Source organism: Pseudomonas gingeri, from assembly GCF_013386165.1.
GTDB classification, from domain to species: domain Bacteria; phylum Pseudomonadota; class Gammaproteobacteria; order Pseudomonadales; family Pseudomonadaceae; genus Aquipseudomonas; species Aquipseudomonas gingeri_C.
Window position 1 is genome coordinate 394514 of record NZ_JACAOS010000022.1, and the last position, 16791, is coordinate 411304.

A 16791-nucleotide genomic window follows, 5' to 3' on the forward strand; every position below is an offset into this window, starting at 1 on the left:
GAGGGCTTAGCCGAAGTAGTCGGCCAGGCCACTCAGGCAGGTTGCCAGGTGATAAGGCGTGGTCGACGGCATATCGCGCCGGCTGACCTCGCCCTTGGCATCCAGGCATTCATGCCAGCCGCCCGCGTGCAGGAAGTGCTGCTGCAAGGCGGCCAGTTGGTGCTGCAGGCGCGCCGAGTTATCCACACGCAACGTCAGCGCCCGCAGGTATTCGGCCTGGGCCCAGATCCGCTGGGTGCCATCGCGCAGGCTGCCGTTGGTGTCGAGCATGCCGCTGACCGCGCCGCTTTGCGGATCGACCCCCGACTGTTCGGCGAAGGCGAACGCACGATCCAGCGAGCCATGCAGCGCCGTGCCGCGCAGTAAAGGCGATGATTCCAGCAGGAACAGCCATTCGAACTGATGGCCCGGTTCGAACCAGTTATCCACAGCCCCCAGCGGTTTCTCCAGCATCACGCCGTGAGTGCGGTCGATAAAGCGTTGCTGCATGCCGGCCGCCAGGGCCTGCAGTGCGTTCTCGGTGATTGCATCTTCGCGCACCGACAAGATCGCCAGGAAGGCTTCGGCCAAGTGCATCAGCGGGTTCTGCAAGGGCCCACTGCCCAACGGCGACCAGTCGCGTTCCAGGCTTGCTTCATACAAACCGTCGCCATTGGCAAAACGCACGGCAATCACTTCCAGGGCGGCGTTGAGCACCGACTCCACCAGCGGTTCGCGAACCTTGGCCCAGTAATGAGCGCAGGCGAAGAGGATGAACGCGTGGGTGTAGAGATCCTTGCGGGTGTCCAGCGGTTTGCCTTGCGGGTCGATGCTGTAGAACCAGCCGCCATACTCGGCATCGTGGAAGTGCCGCTGCAACGAGCGGAACAGCGCACCGGCGCGTTCATCTGCGGTCGGGAAGGCGGGGTCGCCGATCAGGCTGGAAAACAGATACAGCTGACGGGCGCAGGCCATGGCGCGATAGCGTTGCGCTGGCAACGGCCGATGCTCGGCGTCCAGCGCTTCGTAGGGCAGTGCCATGTCGGCGTTCCAGCCGGGGCCTTGCCACAGCGGCACGATGGTCTGGCGAAAGTGCTGTTGCACGGTCGCGAACAGGGTCTTCAATTCTGGTGTGCAGGCAGAGCTGGAAACATCGGGCATCGGCTGGGATCGTCGGGCAAGGGGGTGTTTGCGCGACATGTTAACAGGCGGTCACGGAGGATGCTGTTCCTTGTGGTGGGCGGGCTTGCCCCAATGCCAGTCAGTTAAGCGAATACGGTTCCTTGTAGGAGCCGCCGGTCGCCGCCGCCGCGACACCGGCCACGCGCACCAGTGGTGCCGCGGCTTGCGGCAGCACCCGCCCCCAGCCACTGTCGCCATGGCCCGGGTGGGCGAAGGCGACGGCGGGCATCAGCAGCAGGGCGAGGGTGCTGAGGATTTTATTCAATGTCATGGGCGCAGCTCCGGCGTGTTGAGAGAGAGGGGGGCCCAGGCATCAGGCCGCTGTCAGCAGGCCTTGTCGTTCGATAAAGGCGACGATGGCGTCCAGGCCATGTCCGGTTTTCTGGTTGCTGAAGACAAACGGCTTGTCGCCGCGCATGCGCCGGGTGTCGCTGTCCATCATCTCCAGGGAGGCACCCACCAGCGGTGCCAGGTCGATCTTGTTGATCACCAGCAGATCGGATTTGCAGATCCCCGGCCCACCCTTGCGTGGCAGCTTGTCGCCGGCCGACACATCGATCACGTAGATCGTCAGGTCGGAGAGTTCCGGGCTGAAGGTTGCCGAGAGGTTATCGCCTCCGGATTCCACCAGGATCAGGTCGAGCCCCGGGAAGCGGCGGTTCAACTGATCGACGGCTTCGAGGTTGATCGAGGCATCTTCACGAATCGCGGTGTGCGGACAGCCACCGGTTTCCACGCCGATGATCCGCTCCGGGGCCAGGGCCTCGTTGCGCACCAGGAAGTCGGCGTCTTCGCGGGTGTAGATATCGTTGGTGACCACCGCCAGGTTGTAGCGGTCGCGCAGGGCCAGGCACAGGGCGAGGGTCAGGGCGGTCTTGCCGGAGCCCACTGGGCCGCCGATACCGACACGCAGAGGTTGTGCGTTCATCATCTTCTCCTAGGAACGAAACAGGCGGCTGTACTGGCGCTCATGGGCCATGCACGCCAGGGACAGGCCGAAGGCGGCGCTGCCGATGGATTGAAAGTCTTGGGTCGTGGCCGCTTGCTGGGCCTGTTGCAGCAGGGGCAGCAATTGGCTGGTCAGGCGCTGGGCGGCTTGCTGGCCCAGCGGCAGGGTTTTCATCAGCACAGCCAGTTGGTTTTCCAGCCAGCTCCAGAGCCAGGCGGCGAGGGCGTCCTGGGGACTGATTTGCCAGGCGCGGGCGGCCAGCGCCCAGCCCAGGGCCAGATGGGGTTCGGGTTGTTGCGCGAGGAACGCCCGGGCGGCGTCATCCAGTTCTGGCAGCCCCGTCAGCAATTGCTGCAGCGAGTAGCCCATCTGTCGGCTTTCCTGGTGCAGCTCGCGGGTTTCGCGGCTGGCGCGGTGTTCTTCAGCAAGTTGTTTGAGCTCGCCCCAGTGCTCATCCGCCGCCGCCTGACAATGGGCGAGCAGTAGCGGCGCTTCGAAGCGAGCCAGGTTGAGCAGCAATTGATCGGCGATCCAGCGCCGGGCGCTAGCGGAATCCTTGACCCGGCTCTGTTCCACGGCCATTTCCAGGCCCTGGGAATAGCTGTAGCCGCCGATGGGTAATTGCGGGCTGGCCAGGCGCAACAGCGCCCAGGCCGGATTCATAGGCGCACACCGAACTGGTGCAGGCGCGGCGGATAGTTGAAGTCTTCGTCGCCGTGACGGGAATGGTGATGGCCGCCGCCATAGGCACCATGCTCCGGCTGGAACGGCGCCTCGAGGGTTTCGGTGTTGGCGCCGAGCTGTTCGAGCATGGCCTTGAGCACGTAGTCGTCGAGCAACCGCAGCCAGCCATCGCCAACCTGCAGGGCGACATGGCGGTTGCCCAGGTGATAGGCCGCGCGGGTCAGTTCGAAGGCATTGCGGCAGGTCACGTGCAGCAGTTGTTCGGGGCGTGCGCAGACCCGCACGATACGGCCGTCTTCGGCTTCCAGGTATTCACCGTCGTACAGCGGCGGCTGACCACGCTCAAGGAATAGTCCTACATCTTCACCGTCGGCACTGAAACAGCGCAGGCGACTTTTGCTGCGGGCCTCGAAGTTCAGGTGCAGTTCGGCGGCCCAGGTGGATTGCGGTTCGATTCTGCGATGAATCACCAACATCAGGAGGCTTCCGGCAATGAGCGATGGTTGAGCTAGAGCAAGGGGCTTGCCAATCGCCTGCAACGTCGTAGGAAAGCCCCGTCAGAAAGCACTTGGTGCCTGAAAAGGGAGCGTAGCCATGTTTCTAGATGTTTCAAGATGGTGCGCAAGTGGTATTGGCGCGCTTTTGTGGTGCTTTTCGGGTTCTATCGCCAGCAAGCTGGCTCCTACAAGGGGCGGTGAAGCGTCTGCAACATCGCGTAGGCAGCCGTCACCCGGGATGCATTGAATTCTGGCTGGGTGCAGGGCACCCGTCCCAACTATTCGGTGCTACCCAGCCCTTGCCAATGCTTCAACCCGATAAAGATGAAGCGCAGTTGCTGGGTGATCTTGGCCTGGGGCGTGAGGTGATCCGGCAGAGGATCGGAGGGCGGGTCGATGATGTCCGGCAGGGTGGCGAACACGCTTTTGACGATCAGGTCGGCCATCACCGTCAGTCCGGCCTGTTCCAGATGGTCGAGCTTGGGCATCAGGCACAGGTCGGTCGCCAGGTCCGCGCTGATGTTTTCCCGCAGTGCTCCAATGGCCTGGCGCACCGGCAGCGAGCCGCCGTATTGCTCACGGGCGAGAAACAGGAACTGCGAGCGATTGGCTGCTACCACATCGAGAAAGATCCGCACCGACGCATCGATGATGCCGCCCATGACGAACTCGTTGTGGCGCACCAGCCGGATGGTTTCGCGGAAGGTCTGGCCGACTTCGCGTACCAGGGCCAGGCCGAGCTGGTCCATATCATCGAAATGCCGATAGAAGCCGGTGGGCACGATCCCGGCGGTCTTCGCCACTTCCCGCAGGCTCAGGCTGCCGAAGCCACGGCCGGATTCCATCAGGTGCCGGGCAGCGTCCATGAGCGCGTGTCGAGTCTGTTGTTTCTGTTCGGCGCGGGGCAGCATCGCAAGGGTATTTTCTGGATGAAGAGAGCGGCGCACTCTAGCAAATCAGCTTTGCCGGCGTCGAACCAAGAGAAGGGGTAATCGCGGGCGTTTCGAATATTCAGGGCCCTGAAATGTCAAAGCCCGATCCAGGGGATCGGGCTTTGTTCCAGGCCAGCAAGGCCTTAACTCAGGCTGCCGTTGCGTTCGATCACGCGGTCACCGCCGTCTTGGACCAGGCCTTTCTCTTCCAGGCGAGCACGGCCACCTTCGGCGAGTTCGTCATTTTTACCGATAGCGGTCTTGCTGGAGCCATCGGCGGCCAGGGCTCGACCCAGTTGAGTGCGATCAGAGCCGCCTTCGCTGAGGTTATCTTCCTTCTTGTTGAAGGTGGTGTGTTCGGAACCGTCGGAAGCCAGGGCTCGACCCAGTTGAGTGCGATCAGAACCGCCTTCGCTCAGGTTGTCTTCCTTCTTGTTGAAGGTGGTGTGTTCGGAACCATCGGAAGCCAGGGTATTCAACACTTGGCTAACGGCTGCATGGCTGGCTTGAGCCTGTGGAGCCGCCTCTTCACGGGCTGGCAACGCGTAGGCGTTGGCGGCGAGGACGGCAAGGGTGAGGCTGAGGATCAATTGGCGTTTCATGATTGGGTGCTCCGTAGGAGGGCGATAAAGTGGGTACAGAGCTAATGCTACTCTTGCAAAATCGATATAAAAGTTCATAAGCACAATGGTAATAATCAACGGAATTGATTGTTCTACCCAAACCCCTCTAGACCGGGGCTTGCAGCGCGTTACCTTTGCCCTGTGTTGGGTATTTTCGACTCACTGCCGCGCCACATGGGGGCATGCAGTGAACGAAAAGCTGGCGGATTGGTCAGGACCGTTCGTTCCCGGCCTTTGTCGATTAATGGTTTTTGGCGTTAAACCTTGTCGGGCGTTTGCCGGTCGTAAAGGCATAATGCGTCGAACTTTGGACGCTCAGCCGTTATAGGAGCCCTGTGCAATGACGCGCACTCGAAAGATTCTTGCCTGGACCGGCGCCAGCCTTGTCCTTCTGCTGGCCGTGCTGGTTGCCGTCATCGCCTTGTTCGATTGGAACCGGGTCAAGCCGCCGATCAATGCCAAGGTCTCGGCCATCCTCCATCGCCCCTTCGCCATCAATGGTGACCTGAGCGTGCGTTGGCAGCGTGAAGCCGACGAAGGCGGCTGGCGGGCGTGGGTGCCCTGGCCGCACTTGATCGCCGAGGACCTGACCCTGGGCAATCCCGACTGGTCGAAGAACCCGCAGATGGTCACGCTCAAGCGGGTCGAGTTGCGCCTTTCGCCGCTGCCGTTGCTGGCGCAGCAGGTGGTCATCCCGCGCATCGACCTGACCGAGCCCAATGCCAACCTCGAACGCCTGGCCGATGGCCGTGCCAGCTGGACCTTTCAGTTCGACCCCACGGACCCGAAGGCTGAACCGTCCAGCTGGGTGGTGGATATCGGTGCCATCGGTTTTGACAAGGGCCACGTGACCTTCGACGACCAGAGCCTGAAAGCGCATCTGGACCTGGTGATCGATCCCTTGGGCAAATCGATTCCGTTTGGCGATATCGTCGGCGACAAGGCGGCGAAGAAGGCTTTGGAGAAGGGCGCGGCTCCCCAGGACTATGCTTTTGCGTTGAAAGTAAAAGGTCAGTACCACGGCCAGAACCTCGCCGGCAGTGGCAAGATCGGCGGCCTGCTGGCCTTGCAGGACGCGGCCAAGCCTTTCCCGGTCCAGGCGGATGTGAAGATCGCCGACACCCGTATCGCCGTCGCCGGGACCCTGACCGATCCGCGCAATCTCGGCGCCCTCGACCTGCGCCTGACGCTGTCGGGAGCCAGCCTGGGTAACCTGTACCCGCTGACCGGCGTCACCCTGCCGGATTCACCGGCGTATGAGACCGATGGCCATCTGATCGCCAAGCTGCGCGATCCAGCAGGCGCTGCGTTCACCTACGAGAACTTCAACGGCAAGATCGGCACCAGCGATATTCATGGCAGCCTGGTTTATCTGGCGAGCCAGCCGCGGCCCAAACTCAGCGGCACCCTGGTCTCCAATCAACTGTTGATGACCGACCTGGCGCCGCTGATCGGCGCCGACTCCAACGCCAAGCAGAAGGCCCGTGGCGGCGAAAGCAAGCAGCCGGCGGACAGGGTGCTGCCGGTGGAAGAGTTTCGTACCGAGCGTTGGCGCGACATGGACGCCGACGTCGAATTCACCGGCAAGCGCATCGTCCACAGCAGTGAGTTGCCGTTCACCGACCTGTATACCCACCTGATGCTCACCGACGGCGAGTTGAGCCTCGAGCCCCTGCGTTTCGGCGTGGCGGGTGGCAAGCTCGACGCGCAGATCCGTCTCAATGGCCGCACCACGCCGATGCAGGGCCGGGCCAAACTGACGGCGCGCAACTTCAAACTCAAGCAACTGTTCCCGACCTTCGAGCCGATGAAGACCAGCTTCGGTGAACTCAATGGCGATGCGGATATCGCCGGCACCGGCAACTCGGTGGCGAAGTTGCTCGGCACCTCCAATGGCGACCTGAAGATGCTGGTCAACGATGGTGCCATCAGCCGTGGGCTGATGGAGATCGCCGGACTCAACGTGGGTAACTACGTGGTCGGGAAAATCTTTGGCGACAAGGAAGTGAAGATCAACTGCGCGGCGGCGGACCTGGGGATCAAGAGCGGTCTGGCGACCACCCGGCTGTTTGTCTTCGATACCGAGAACGCGATCATCTACATCGATGGCACGGCCAACTTTGCCAATGAGCAGTTGGATTTGAAGGTCACTCCGGAGTCCAAGGGCTTCCGCCTGTTGTCGTTGCGCTCGCCCTTGTATGTCCGGGGCAAGTTCATCAAGCCGGATGCGGGTGTGCAGGCGGTGCCGTTGATGTTGCGCGGCGCGGGCATGCTGGCCCTGGGTGTGATCGCCGGGCCGGCGGCGGGGCTGCTGGCGCTGGTGGCCCCGAGCGGCGATGAACCGAACCAATGCGCGCCGCTGTTGGAACAGATGCGGGCGGGCAAGGCGCCGAAGACGGTGAAGGGCTGAAGATACGGCCTGGTAGTTCCAGGCCCGTTCGCCACCCTGTATTTGTCATCTTCAATGCCGATGCTTTGAGTTTCGCAGTGCAGCCAGGCTTTAGTGCTTGATCTTCAGGGACGCTCACGGAATGTCGCAAGAACTTGCCACACGTTATCCGCTGGTGCTGGTGCCGGGCATGCTCGGTTTTGTCCGCCTGGTGTTTTTCCCCTACTGGTACGGGATTGTCCCGGCGTTGCGGCGCGGTGGCGCGCAGGTGTTTCCGGTGGCGGTTTCGCCGTTGCATTCCAGTGAAGTGCGCGGTGAACAATTGCTGGCGCGGATCGAGCAGATCCGCCGCGACACCGGCGCCGACAAGGTCAACCTGATCGGCCATAGCCAGGGCGCGCTGACCGCCCGTTATGCGGCGGCGAAACGGCCGGAGTGGGTGGCCTCGGTGACCTCGGTCGCCGGCCCCAATCATGGCTCGGAGCTGGCGGACTATTTCGACAAACACTACCCCCGCGAGGGGCTGCGTGCGCGTCTGCTCAGCCTGGTGCTTTGTGTCGTGGCGCGCGTGATGGGCTGGCTGGACACCGGTCATCACGGGCTGCGCCTGCCCATGGACTTGCCGGCTTCACACCAGTCGCTGACCCGCGAAGGCGTCGAGCTGTTCAATCGGCAATACCCGCAAGGATTGCCGCAGAGCTGGGGCGGGCAGGGCGATGAGCTGGTGAATGGGGTGCGTTACTACTCCTGGTCCGGCACCTTGCAGCCGGGTATCACGGATCGCGGGCGCAATCTGTTCGATGGCACCAACCGCAGTTGCCGGCTGTTCGCCAAAACCTTCGTGCGCGAGGCCGGGCAGTGCGATGGCATGGTCGGCCGCTACAGCTCGCATCTGGGCACGGTGATCGGCGATGACTATCCGCTGGATCACTTCGATATCGTCAACCAGTCGCTGGGGCTGGTGGGCAAGGGCGCGGAGCCGATCCGGTTGTTTGTGGAGCATGCTCGGCGGTTGAAGTTGGCCGGTGTTTGAAGGCTTGTGCAAGGCGGAAAGCCTGGTCACAGAGAGTGAAAATGCCATCGCTGGCAGCAGTACTGGCACGTATTTCAGGGTGTAAAAGCGGCAGCTATTCGGCGATTCACTGGACTATAGTTCGGTGGTCATCGACGAATCGGTGACCGGTCTTAGCCGATCGAAACTGTTACGAAACGCAGAAGCGCCTTATCATGTCGGCGCTTTTTGCTGCCTGTTTTTTTGCTATGGCGGCTGTGCGTGGGACACCTACGGGTGTGCCGAGTTTCGTAATAGTCTCGGTCGGCTAACCCGCGTACAGCTGCCACCCTCGTTTGTTTAGCCGCAGATGCTGGTGACTCTATGACTATTACGGAGTTACACCATGACCAATTTCCACCCGCTGCAAAGCAACCTCACCCAAACCCCCGTGCTCTACCTCAGGCTCGATGTCCCGGTGCGAGACCTCTACGAGTTCGCCATACAGCGCCTCAAGGCCGCTCGCGACCTGAGCCAAAGCCTGACGTGCATGAGCATCGGCAATACCTGCGACCGCGATCTCCAGCACTTCGCCGCAGGTGCTTACTTGTTGTTGCAAGATGGCTGCGATGCATTGGATGCGATGCAGGGGCGGTTTACGGATCGTCAGCCAAGCGCCTTGCCGGCTTGATGGGACAAAACAGCTGGAGCTGACGCACCACAAGACCCCTGTAGGAGCGAGCTTGCTCGCGATGACGGCCTCAGAAGCAATGCAAGCCTCAAGGGCCTCATCGCGAGCAAGCTCGCTCCTACAGGTCATCGCGCCCAGTCTCAGTCGTGGAAAACCATGCTCCGCGTTTCCCCCATCAACAGCGCCTGATTATGTTCCGTCACCTCACGGATGTAATCCCACAACAAGGTAATGCGCTTCAACTTGCGCAGATCCTCCCGGCAATACATCCAGAACTGCCGGGTGATATTCACTTCATCCGCCAGCACCGGCAGCAACCTCGGGTCCTGGGCCGCCAGGAAACACGGCAGGATCGCCAGCGCCCGACCCTGCTGCGCTGCCACAAACTGGGCAATCACGCTGGTGCTGCGCAAATTCGCCGTGGCATTCGGCAGGGCATTGGCCAGGTACAGCAGCTCATTGCTGAACGCCAGGTCATCGACATAGCTGACAAACCGATGCCGCCCCAAATCGCTGGCGCGTCGGATCGGTGGATGCTGGTCCAGATATTCCTGGGTCGCATACAACTGCAAGCGGTAGTCACACAGCTTGCAGCACACATACGGCCCATGCTCCGGGCGCTCCAGCGCAATAACGATATCCGCCTCGCGCTTGGACAAGCTGATGAAGTGTGGCAACGGCAGGATATCGACGGAAATCGCCGGGTAGGCGTCGACGAAATGACTCAACTGCGGCGTGATGAAAAAGCTCCCGAAACCTTCCGTGCAGCCCATGCGCACATGCCCCGACAGCGCCACGCCCGACCCCGAGACCTGCTCGCAGGCCATGTGCAAGGTGCTTTCGATGGACTCCGCATACCCCAGCAGGCGCTGGCCTTCGGCCGTCAGCACAAAGCCATTGGTCCGCGACTTCTCGAACAACAAGGTGCCCAATGCACCCTCCAGCGAGCTGATCCGTCGCGACACCGTGGTGTAGTCCACCGCCAGGCGCTTGGCGGCGCTGCTGGCCTTGCGGGTACGGGCGACCTCGAGGAAAAACTTCAGGTCGTCCCAGTTCAATGAACCCAAAGACGTGATGTTTTTTTGCATGTTGGTCCGGTTTTTATGTGCATTCTTATTAGAAGAACGCACATCTATACTCCAAAAACAGTCCAGTCACCATGCTCGGGCGCTGCCTCGCCCGCCTCGGACCGCCCGTCCAGGATTCGCCCCTACAATAATTCAGGAGACTTCAATGAACGTTTCTCTCAAGTCCGACACCACCCTCAAGACCGCCAAGCTGTTGATCAATGGCGAGTGGGTCGAATCCCAGACCAGCGAATGGCACGACATCGTCAACCCGGCGACCCAGGAAGTCCTGGCCAAAGTCCCGTTCGCCACCGCCGCTGAAGTCAACGCCGCCATCGACGCCGCGCACCGCGCCTTCCAGACCTGGAAGCTGACCCCGATTGGCGCGCGCATGCGCATCATGCTCAAGCTGCAAGCGCTGATCCGCGAACACTCCAAACGCATCGCCGTGGTCCTCAGCGCCGAGCAGGGCAAGACCATTGCCGACGCCGAAGGCGATATCTTCCGCGGCCTGGAAGTGGTGGAGCACGCCTGCTCCATTGGCACCCTGCAAATGGGCGAGTTCGCCGAGAACGTCGCCGGTGGTGTCGACACCTATACCCTGCGCCAGCCCATTGGTGTCTGCGCCGGGATCACCCCCTTCAACTTCCCGGCGATGATTCCGCTGTGGATGTTCCCGATGGCGATTGCCTGCGGTAATACCTTCGTCCTCAAACCGTCCGAGCAGGACCCGCTGTCGACGCTGTTGCTGGTGGAACTGGCGCTGGAAGCCGGTGTGCCGCCGGGTGTGCTGAACGTGGTGCACGGGGGCAAGGACGTGGTCGATGCACTGTGCACCCACAAGGACATCAAGGCCGTTTCCTTCGTCGGTTCGACCGCCGTCGGCACCCATGTCTACGACCTCGCCGGCCGTCACGGCAAGCGCGTGCAGTCGATGATGGGCGCGAAGAACCACGCGGTGGTGCTGCCTGATGCCAATCGCGAACAGACCCTCAATGCCCTGGTCGGTGCCGGTTTCGGTGCGGCGGGCCAGCGTTGCATGGCCACCTCGGTGGTGGTGTTGGTGGGCGCGGCGAAACAATGGCTGCCGGACCTCAAGGCCCTGGCGCTGAAACTCAAGGTCAATGCCGGCAGCGAGCCGGGCACGGATGTCGGTCCGCTGATTTCCAAACGGGCGAAAGAGCGCGTGCTGGGCCTGATCGAAAGCGGTATCAAGGAAGGCGCCAAGCTGGAGCTGGACGGTCGCGACATCACGGTGCCGGGCTTCGAACACGGCAACTTCGTCGGTCCGACTCTGTTCTCCGGGGTGACCACCGAGATGCAGATCTACACCCAGGAAATCTTCGGCCCGGTGCTGGTGGTGCTGGAAGTCGACACCCTCGATGAAGCGATTGCCCTGGTCAACGCCAACCCGTTCGGCAACGGCACCGGTCTGTTCACCCAGAGCGGCGCCTCGGCGCGCAAGTTCCAGAGCGAGATCGACGTCGGCCAGGTCGGCATCAATATCCCGATTCCGGTGCCGGTACCGTTCTTCAGCTTCACCGGTTCGCGCGGTTCCAAGCTCGGCGATCTCGGTCCGTACGGCAAGCAGGTGGTGCAGTTCTACACTCAGACCAAGACCGTCACCAGTCGCTGGTTCGACGATGACAGTGTCAACCATGGTGTGAACACCACCATCAATCTGCGCTGAGCGAGGAATCTGCCATGAAGATTGCATTTATCGGCTTGGGCAACATGGGCGCGCCGATGGCGCGCAACCTGATCAAGGCCGGGCATAGCCTGAACCTGTTTGACCTGAACAAGAGCGTATTGGAAGAACTGGCAGCCCTCGGCGGGACGATCAGCGAATCGCCGAAAGTCGCGGCCCAGGGCAGCGAACTGGTGATCACCATGCTGCCGGCGGCGGCGCATGTGCGTAGCGTCTGGCTGGGTGAAGAGGGCGTGCTGGCCGGGATCGGCCGGGGCGTGCCGGCGGTGGATTGCAGCACCATCGATCCGCAGACCGCCAAGGACGTTGCGGCGGCGGCGGCCAAGCAGGGCGTGGCCATGGCCGATGCGCCAGTGTCCGGCGGTACCGGCGGTGCGGCGGCCGGGACCCTGACCTTTATGGTCGGGGCTTCGGCAGAACTGTTCACCACTCTGCAGCCGGTACTGGCGCAGATGGGCCGCAATATCGTCCATTGCGGCGAAGTGGGCACCGGGCAGATCGCCAAGATCTGCAACAACCTGCTGCTGGGGATTTCCATGGTCGGCGTCAGTGAGGCGATGGCCCTCGGCGCGGCGCTGGGGATCGACACCCAGGTGCTGGCCGGGGTGATCAACAGTTCCACCGGGCGTTGCTGGAGTTCGGAGAGCTATAATCCGTGGCCGGGGATCGTCGACACGGCGCCGGCGTCACGGGGTTATACCGGCGGTTTCGGTGCCGAGCTGATGCTGAAGGACCTCGGGCTGGCGACCGAAGCGGCTCGCCAGGCGCATCAGCCGGTGGTGCTGGGGGCCGTGGCGCAACAGCTTTACCAGGCGATGAGCCTGCGTGGGGAAGGTGGCCAGGATTTCTCAGCGATTATCAACGCGTATCGCAAGCCCTGACGCCAGGAGGCCTGCACGAACCCCTGTAGGAGCGAGCTTGCTCGCGATGAGGCCCTGGCCTTGAGTTGTTCTTGCTGGCCTCATCGCCAGCAAGCTGGCTCCTACAGGGTTTGTGGCGTTCTTCTGGGTATGTACGACACCTGAAGGGCCAGGGCGCGTAGAATCATCCCCCTGAAAATGCTTTCGAGGTGTGGGTGGTGGATCTACAGCAGGGTTTTGTCCTGACCCGGCACTGGCGCGACACCCCCGCGGGCACGCAGGTCGAGTTCTGGCTGGCCACCGACAACGGTCCCCGGCATGTCCGGCTACCGCCGCAACCCTCCGTCGCCTTCATTCCCGTCGCCCATCGCCAACGCGCCGAAGCCTTGCTGCGCGGCGAGCGCGGGGTCGAGCTACGTCCCCTGGAATTGCTCGACTTCCACCATCGCCCGGTCCTTGGCTTGTATTGCCAGCAGCACCGGCAACTGATGAACATCGAGAAGCTGCTGCGCAAGGGTGGCGTCGATGTCTATGAAGCCGATGTCCGTCCGCCCGAGCGCTACCTGATGGAGCGCTTTATCACCGCCCCGGCCCAGTTCGGCGGCACCGCCAATCCGGACGGCCCGCTGCTCGACACCCAGATGAAGCCGGCGCCGGGTTATCGACCGCGCTTGAAACTGGTGTCCCTGGATATAGAAACCACCATGCAGGGCGATCTGTACTCCATCGCCCTGGAAGGCTGCGGCGAGCGTCAGGTCTACATGTTGGGCCCGGCAAACGGCGACGCGACTTCGGTCGATTTCAAGTTCGACTACCGTGACACCCGTGCCGAGCTGCTCGAAGCCCTGAACGACTGGCTGGCCCTGCACGACCCCGACGCAATCATCGGCTGGAACCTGGTGCAGTTCGACCTGCGGGTGCTGCACGAACACGCCGAGCGCCTGAAGGTGCCGTTGCGCCTGGGCCGTGGCGGCGACGTCATGGGCTGGCGCGACAACGGCGCGCGCAACACCCATTACTTCGCGGCGGCCGCCGGCCGCTTGATCATCGACGGCATCGAGGCCCTGCGTTCGGCGACCTGGAGTTTTCCCTCCTTCAGCCTCGAATACGTGGCGCAGCACCTGCTGGGCGAGGGCAAGTCCATCGACAATCCGTACCAGCGCATGGACGAGATCGACCGCATGTTCGCCGAGGACAAGCCCGCCCTGGCGCGCTACAACCTCAAGGACTGCGAGCTGGTGACACGGATCTTCGACAAGACCCAGTTGCTGACCTTCCTGCTCGAACGCGCCACGGTCACCGGTCTGCCCACTGACCGCAGCGGCGGTTCGGTAGCGGCCTTCACCCATCTTTACCTGCCGTTGATGCATCGCCAGGGTTTCGTCGCGCCGAACCTGGGGGAGCGCACTCCCGAAGCCAGCCCCGGCGGTTTTGTAATGGACTCGCGACCCGGTTTGTACGAGTCGGTGTTGGTGCTCGATTACAAAAGCCTTTATCCGTCGATCATCCGCACCTTCCTGATCGACCCGGTGGGGCTGGTGGAAGGACTGCGCCATCCCGACGACAGCGACTCGGTTGCCGGCTTTCGCGGCGCGCGTTTTTCCCGTACGCGGCATTGCCTGCCGGCCATCGTCGAGAGTGTCTGGCAGGGCCGTGAGACGGCCAAGCGTGAGCACAATGCGCCGCTGTCCCAGGCCCTGAAGATCATCATGAACGCCTTCTACGGCGTGCTTGGCTCCAGCGGCTGCCGCTTCTTCGATACGCGCCTGGCGTCCTCCATCACCCTGCGTGGCCACGAGATCATGCGCCGGACCCGGCAGTTGATCGAAGCCCAGGGCTACACGGTGATCTATGGCGACACCGACTCCACCTTCGTCTGGCTCAAGCGTGCCCACAGCGATGAAGATGCCGCGCAGATCGGCCGTAGCCTGGTGGCTCAGGTCAACCAATGGTGGCGCGAGCACTTGCAACAGGAACTCGGGTTGAACAGCGCCCTGGAGTTGCAGTTCGAAACCCATTTCAGTCGCTTCCTGATGCCGACCATTCGCGGTGCCGAGGAGGGCAGCAAGAAACGTTATGCCGGCTTGGTGACCAAGGCCGATGGTTCCCAGGAAATGATCTACAAGGGGCTGGAGACCGTGCGCAGCGATTGGTCGCCACTGGCCCAGGATTTCCAGCAGGAGCTGTACCGCCGGATCTTCGACCGGGTGCCGTATCAGGACTATGTGCGCGACTATGTGCGCCGGACCCTGGCGGGTGAGTTGGATGACCGCCTGGTTTACCGCAAGCGTCTGCGCCGCCAGTTGGGCGACTACCAGCGCAACGTGCCGCCCCATGTGCGGGCGGCGCGCCTGGCCGATGAGTACAACGATGCCCAGGGCCGACCCCGGCAGTACCAGAGCGGTGGCTGGATCAGCTACGTGATCACCCTGGCCGGTCCCGAGCCGCTGGAGATACGCCGCGCGCCGATTGACTACGACCACTACATCAGCCGGCAGCTACAACCGGTGGCGGACGCGATCCTGCCCTTTGTGCAGGATGATTTCAGTACCCTGATCGGCGGGCAGCTCGGGTTGTTCTGAGCCGCCCAGGTGCCGGCTTCAGAGACTGAAGCGCGCCACCAGCCGATGCATGTCCGCCGCCAGTCGCGACAGTTCGGTACTCGCCACCGAGGTCTGCTGGGCGCCGGTGGCACTGTGCACGGACAGGTCGCGAATGCTCGTCAGGTTGCGGTCCACGGTCCGCGCCACTTCGGCTTGCTCTTCGGAGCCGGCGGCGATACGCAGGTTCATCTCGTTGATCTGGTTGATGGCCGTGGAGATTTCCGTCAGCGCGGTGCCCGCTTCGTGGGCGATGCGCAAGGTGTCCTGGGCTTCCTGGCAGCTGTCCTGCATGGCGCTGGTGACCTGCTCGGTGCCCTGGCGAATGCGCTCGATGATCTGCGAAATTTCCCCTGTCGATTGTTGTGTGCGCCCGGCCAGGGCACGCACTTCGTCGGCCACCACCGCAAATCCGCGGCCTTGTTCTCCAGCCCGGGCGGCCTCGATGGCGGCGTTGAGGGCCAACAGGTTGGTCTGCTCGGCGATGGTGCGGATCACCTCCAGGACCTGGCTGATGTCCTGGGACTGTGCCGCCAGTTGCTGGACATCGCCGCTGGTGCTTTGCACGGTGGCGCTGAGCTTCTCGATGGCGGCAACGGTGTGGGTGACGCGGTCGGAGCCGACCTGGCTGGACTGGCCGGACGAGCGTGCGGCATCCGAGGCCGAGGCGGCGTTGCGGGCCACGGCGTCGACAGCCACGGTCATCTGGTTCACCGCCGTGGCCGCCTGTTCGATCTCCTGGTTCTGGCGTTGCAGGCCGCGGCTGGATTCACCGGTGACGCTGCTCATTTCTTCAGCGGCCGAGGCCAGTTGCGTGGACGAGTCGCCGATCAGGCGGATGGTTTCGCGCAGGTTGTTCTGCATCGTGCTGGCGGATTTGAGCAGGGTCGACAACTCGTCCTTGCCCTCGATCACGATCTCGCTGCGCAGGTCGCCACGGGCGATGGTGTCGTTGATCGCCAGCGCGTACTTCAGCGGTTCGACGATGCTGCGGGTGAAGAAAAAGGCCAGGGCCAGGGTGACGAGGGCGGCGATGATGATCAGCGCGACGATGACGTTGAAGCTGCTGTGGTAGGTCTGGTCGGAGTCCCGGCCGGACTGTTTGGCACCGTCGATATTCAACTGCACCAACTGGTCGATCGCCTGCTGCATCTGTTTATTCAGCGGCACCTGTTCGTCCAGCAGGGCGGCCGCTTCGGGGTACTGGCCTTTCTGACTGAGGTCGATGCAGCTATCAGACAGGCGGGCCAGACGCTGCATGCCGTCGCTGACCACCGTGAACAGTTGTCGTTCCTGGTCGCTGCTGATGTAGGCGTTGTAGCTCTGCAGTTGAGCGAGCAGATCGGTACGCAAGGTGTGAATGTTCTGCACGGTGGTGTCATGCGCAGCGGAGTTGGTTGCGGAATTGGTCTGGCCGATCAGGCGACGGCTTTCCAGCAAGAGCTTCAGGCCCGCGACGTTGAGTCGGTCAGCGGCGATGACGCCGGCCATGGAGTGCTCTTCCAGTTGCGCGGCCAGGCCACGGATCGACTGCATGTTCGACAGGGAGAACAACCCCAGGATCACCAGCAGCAAGGTGATGACAGCGAAACTCAGGGCAGCGCGAACGGGGATCTTGAGGTTCCTCAACAGCATGACG

General features: G+C 62.5%; 14 protein-coding genes and 1 pseudogene. 6 read left to right on the plus strand and 9 right to left on the minus strand.

The window, feature by feature from the left end; translation table 11 throughout:
- Positions 1-6 precede the first annotated feature (6 nt).
- The 7 genes and pseudogenes from HX866_RS29335 to HX866_RS29365 form a co-directional block, all read right to left on the minus strand.
- A complete protein-coding gene (locus tag HX866_RS29335) occupies positions 7-1140 on the minus strand; it encodes an AGE family epimerase/isomerase (protein WP_177140955.1) in 1134 nt (377 codons plus the stop codon).
- A gap of 205 nt (positions 1141-1345) precedes the next feature.
- A pseudogene (locus HX866_RS29340) lies at positions 1346-1432 on the minus strand (HupE/UreJ family protein); the annotation flags it as partial.
- Between the two features lie 42 nt (positions 1433-1474).
- On the minus strand, positions 1475-2089 hold the full coding sequence (ureG, locus tag HX866_RS29345; RefSeq protein WP_103495679.1) for an urease accessory protein UreG: 615 nt from the start codon (positions 2087-2089) through the stop codon (positions 1475-1477).
- Positions 2090-2098: 9 nt separating this feature from the next.
- On the minus strand, positions 2099-2773 hold the full coding sequence (locus tag HX866_RS29350) for an urease accessory protein UreF (protein ID WP_177102806.1): 675 nt from the start codon (positions 2771-2773) through the stop codon (positions 2099-2101).
- Positions 2770-3270, minus strand: coding sequence for an urease accessory protein UreE (gene ureE / locus HX866_RS29355; protein WP_177124651.1), 501 nt, complete (start codon positions 3268-3270; stop codon positions 2770-2772). The genes HX866_RS29350 and ureE overlap by 4 nt, the downstream gene beginning before the upstream one ends.
- 299 nt (positions 3271-3569) lie before the next feature.
- Positions 3570-4202: a TetR family transcriptional regulator gene (locus tag HX866_RS29360; RefSeq protein WP_177090435.1), complete on the minus strand. Its 633-nt coding sequence runs from the start codon at positions 4200-4202 to the stop codon at positions 3570-3572.
- Positions 4203-4366: 164 nt separating this feature from the next.
- A complete protein-coding gene (locus HX866_RS29365) occupies positions 4367-4825 on the minus strand; it encodes a hypothetical protein (RefSeq protein ID WP_177090433.1) in 459 nt (152 codons plus the stop codon).
- A 361-nt stretch (positions 4826-5186) separates the two neighbouring features.
- Between HX866_RS29365 and HX866_RS29370 the strand changes: the two genes are divergently transcribed.
- The 3 genes from HX866_RS29370 (at position 5187) to HX866_RS29380 (ending at position 8917) form a co-directional block, all read left to right on the plus strand.
- Positions 5187-7256: an AsmA family protein gene (locus HX866_RS29370; protein WP_177124650.1), complete on the plus strand. Its 2070-nt coding sequence runs from the start codon at positions 5187-5189 to the stop codon at positions 7254-7256.
- Positions 7257-7377: 121 nt separating this feature from the next.
- On the plus strand, positions 7378-8268 hold the full coding sequence (locus tag HX866_RS29375) for an esterase/lipase family protein (RefSeq protein WP_177090429.1): 891 nt from the start codon (positions 7378-7380) through the stop codon (positions 8266-8268).
- Positions 8269-8632: 364 nt separating this feature from the next.
- Positions 8633-8917: a hypothetical protein gene (locus HX866_RS29380; protein WP_177140956.1), complete on the plus strand. Its 285-nt coding sequence runs from the start codon at positions 8633-8635 to the stop codon at positions 8915-8917.
- A 140-nt stretch (positions 8918-9057) separates the two neighbouring features.
- Here HX866_RS29380 and HX866_RS29385 read toward each other — a convergent pair whose 3' ends face one another.
- On the minus strand, positions 9058-10005 hold the full coding sequence (locus tag HX866_RS29385; RefSeq protein WP_177140957.1) for a LysR family transcriptional regulator: 948 nt from the start codon (positions 10003-10005) through the stop codon (positions 9058-9060).
- A gap of 145 nt (positions 10006-10150) precedes the next feature.
- Between HX866_RS29385 and HX866_RS29390 the strand changes: the two genes are divergently transcribed.
- From HX866_RS29390 to HX866_RS29400, 3 genes are all read left to right on the plus strand, one after another.
- Positions 10151-11674 carry a CoA-acylating methylmalonate-semialdehyde dehydrogenase gene (locus HX866_RS29390; RefSeq protein WP_177090425.1) on the plus strand — a complete coding sequence of 508 codons (1524 nt, stop codon included), beginning with the start codon at positions 10151-10153 and terminating at the stop codon, positions 11672-11674.
- 14 nt (positions 11675-11688) lie between these two features.
- Positions 11689-12573, plus strand: coding sequence for a 3-hydroxyisobutyrate dehydrogenase (gene mmsB, locus HX866_RS29395; protein WP_177102795.1), 885 nt, complete (start codon positions 11689-11691; stop codon positions 12571-12573).
- 197 nt (positions 12574-12770) lie between these two features.
- Complete coding sequence (locus HX866_RS29400) at positions 12771-15134, plus strand: DNA polymerase II (protein ID WP_177140958.1); 2364 nt, start codon at positions 12771-12773, stop codon at positions 15132-15134.
- Positions 15135-15152: 18 nt separating this feature from the next.
- On the opposite strand, the gene HX866_RS29405 is transcribed toward HX866_RS29400, so the two are convergent.
- The gene (locus HX866_RS29405) at positions 15153-16781 is read right to left on the minus strand and encodes a methyl-accepting chemotaxis protein (RefSeq protein ID WP_177140992.1); all 1629 of its coding nucleotides are present in this window, start codon (positions 16779-16781) and stop codon (positions 15153-15155) included.
- Positions 16782-16791 lie beyond the last annotated feature (10 nt).